Below are 3227 nucleotides of genomic sequence, written 5' to 3' on the forward strand. Positions count from 1 at the left end.
AAGTAAGTCAATACGCCATCCGCACCGGCACGCTTGAAGGCGATCATCGCTTCCATCATGGCCTTGTCGTGATCCAGCCAGCCATTCTGCGCGGCCGCCTTGATCATCGCGTATTCGCCGCTGACTTGATAGGCGAAGGTCGGCACTTTGAACTCGTCCTTGACCCGGCGCACGATATCCAGATACGGCATGCCCGGTTTGACCATGACCATATCGGCGCCTTCGGCGATGTCGAGCGCAACTTCACGCAAGGCTTCATCGCTGTTGGCAGGATCCATTTGGTAAGTGGCTTTGTCGCTTTTTCCCAACGTGGCCGAGGAGCCGACTGCATCGCGGAACGGGCCGTAAAATGCCGACGCATATTTGGCCGAATACGCCATGATGCGCGTGTAAATATGGTGGTGCGATTCGAGCGCATGACGGATGGCGCCTATCCGGCCATCCATCATGTCGGATGGCGCGACGATATCGACACCGGCTTCCGCATGCGTCAGCGCCTGCCTGGTGAGCATGGCGCAGGTTTCATCGTTGAGTACATAGCCGTGCGCATCGATGAGGCCATCCTGGCCGTGGCTGGTGTAGGGGTCGAGTGCGATATCGGTGAGTATGCCCAGTTCCGGGAAGCGCTTTTTCAATTCGCGCACTGCGCGCGGCACCAAGCCATCGGGATTGCAGGCTTCGATGCCGTCAGGTGTTTTCAGCGAGGCATTGATGACGGGGAAGAGGGCCAGAACCGGTATATGCAAGGCCACGCAGTCTTCTGCCACGCTCAGCAGCAAATCGACGGAAAGACGCTCCACGCCAGGCATGGATGTAACCTTCTCGCTTTGCTTGGTGCCTTCGGTGATGAATACGGGATAAATCAGGTCGGCCGGCGTCAGTACATTTTCACGCATCATGGCGCGCGAAAATGCATCCTTGCGCATGCGGCGCATCCGTACCGCGGGAAATTGTGCGTTGGGTAAGAGTTTGGACATGGCAGTCTTCCGCAAGATAAGGATGGTTAAAAAAGGCGATAAAAATAAATGAAACTTTTTTATCGCATGCTCGTCTCAGTAATGGATGCTTTGCATCTCCCGCTTCTCCTCCCTGAGCGGGGCCAGGTCGCTCTATGCGATATGGCATTATTGCCCTGGAGATACTCCCCTTTCTCCAGGGCTTTTTTTTTGCCTGCAGTTATGCGGCCGGACCGATATCAGTTGCTGGTTCGACGCTTGATTCTGTGTCCGGTTCGTCATTCAATCCCAGTAATTCCAGGATTTTATCGTTGGCTTCTTCTATGCCATTACGCTTGAGCGCAGAAAACAATTGCGCGGTAAATGGGAAGGGCTGTCCGTTTTCATCGACATAGCTGGCCAGTATCGTGCGTGCGGTACGCAGCGCATTGGTGGCGTCGTTGCGGTTGAGTTTGTCCGATTTCGTCAAGATGCAATGTATAGGCTTGCCGGTAGGGGCAAACCATTCCAGCATCTGGATGTCGAGGTCGGTGAACGGCCGGCGCGAGTCAATAATCAATACCAGCGCGGCGAGTTGTTCGCGGCGCTGTACGTAATCACCCAACAGTTCCTGCCAGTGCAATTTGGCCGAGCCGGACACTTGCGCGTAACCGTAACCGGGTAAATCAACCAGCAAGGCGCGGATTTCATCGACCTTGGTTTCATCTTTTCGATGCTGGTTGATCTGCGCGCCACCGATCGAAAAATAATTGATATGCTGGGTGCGGCCAGGCGTTTTCGATGCAAAAGCCAGTTTTTTCTGGTTGCATAAAATATTGATTGCGGTAGATTTGCCGGCATTGGAGCGACCGGCAAAGGCAATTTCAGGGACTTGCGTATTTGGCAAATCACGGAGATGATTCACCGTGGTGAAGAAGCGGGCTTGCCAAAGTAGGGACATAGGATGAGCAGAAAATGCATAAGAGGTGGCAAAAATGCCGGAAAGCTATTGTACAATAAGAGGTTACGCATTATTGTGCCGCAGTAGCCAACTTGCACTCGGTTGCAGTAAAAAACGTCGCCAATAGGGCAGATTTCAATATTAAGTCTCAGGGTGTTTGAATGAATCGTGTTTGTTTACCAATCGTAAAATCCTTGTTCGTTGCATTTTTGGCAGTTACTTCGTTTGCCCATGCTTCTGAAGAGAAAAAAGTCGCCAAAGCTGATCCAGCCAAGGGCGAGGCCTTGTACAACACAGGCGACGCTGCACGCAACGTCACTGCCTGTATTGCTTGCCATGGTGCGGCAGGCAATTCGTCCATTGCACAAAATCCGAAGCTTGCCGGCCAGCATGGCGCTTACATCCACAAGCAATTGACCAACTTCAAGGGTCCTGAGCGCAATAATGCAATCATGACCAGCATTGCCAAGGCGATGACTGAAGAAGATGCGCAAAATGTGATCGCCTATCTTGCCAAGCAAAAGCCGACACCTGGCGCTGCCAAAAACAAGGATACGGTCGAGCTGGGCAAAAAGATTTACCGCGGTGGTATTGCCGAGAAGAGTGTGCCTGCTTGCGCCGCCTGCCATAGCGCCAACGGTGCCGGTCTGCCAGCGCAGTTCCCACGCCTGGCTGGTCAGCATCAGGATTACACCGCAGCGCAATTGACCAGCTTCCGTGCCGGTACGCGTAAAAACAGTGAACAGATGAGCAAGATAGCCAAGCGCATGTCGGATGAAGAAATCCAGGCTGTTTCAGATTACATTGCTGGCTTGAATTAATAAAATAATTATTGTCAGAGTATGAACAAGGGGGTGGCCAAGGCTGCCCCTTTTTGTTTTTTAAGCTAAGGTTGCGGGGGAATGCAGCATGCACTCCGCCAGCAGGCAGTCAAATGCCGTTTTAGGATAATGGAATGACAAGCGAAACAGAAACAAGTACTGAATCAGAAACAAGTACCGGCGGCTGGCAATTGAACACCCGCCGTCGCTGGCTGGCAGATGCGGTTGAGTTGCTGTCTTCGATGCGCTTTGCCATCAGTTTGCTGACGATCATTTCGATCGCGTCGATCATAGGCACCGTGCTCAAGCAAAATGAGCCGATGACGAATTATGTCAATCAGTTCGGCCCCTTCTGGTTTGAAGTGTTCGCCAGGCTGAATCTGTATGCGCTGTATTCAACCTGGTGGTTTTTGCTGATCATGACCTTTCTGGTGATCTCGACCTCGCTGTGCCTGATCCGCAATGCGCCGAAGATGTTGAAAGACATGCGTAGCTGGCGCGAAAATGTGC

The 3227-nt window shown here is 52.5% G+C and carries 4 protein-coding genes; 2 read left to right on the top strand and 2 right to left on the bottom strand.

Features of this window, described 5'->3' with window-relative positions:
* Positions 1-977: porphobilinogen synthase (gene hemB, locus Q7T06_RS07010; protein WP_304782502.1), on the bottom strand; the 977-nt coding region annotated here is incomplete at its 3' end.
* Between the two features lie 199 nt (positions 978-1176).
* On the bottom strand, positions 1177-1896 hold the full coding sequence (yihA, locus tag Q7T06_RS07015) for a ribosome biogenesis GTP-binding protein YihA/YsxC (RefSeq protein ID WP_304782505.1): 720 nt from the start codon (positions 1894-1896) through the stop codon (positions 1177-1179).
* Positions 1897-2057: 161 nt separating this feature from the next.
* Here yihA and Q7T06_RS07020 point away from each other — a divergent pair, with 161 nt between their 5' ends.
* Together Q7T06_RS07020 and Q7T06_RS07025 are read left to right on the top strand one after the other, a co-directional pair.
* Complete coding sequence (locus Q7T06_RS07020) at positions 2058-2717, top strand: cytochrome c (RefSeq protein WP_304782509.1); 660 nt, start codon at positions 2058-2060, stop codon at positions 2715-2717.
* Between the two features lie 134 nt (positions 2718-2851).
* On the top strand, positions 2852-3227 hold a 376-nt coding region (locus Q7T06_RS07025; RefSeq protein WP_304782512.1), incomplete at its 3' end, for a cytochrome c biogenesis protein ResB.

The sequence above is a fragment of the Herminiimonas sp. genome (assembly GCF_030645555.1).
Taxonomy (GTDB): Bacteria; Pseudomonadota; Gammaproteobacteria; order Burkholderiales; family Burkholderiaceae_D; genus Oxalicibacterium.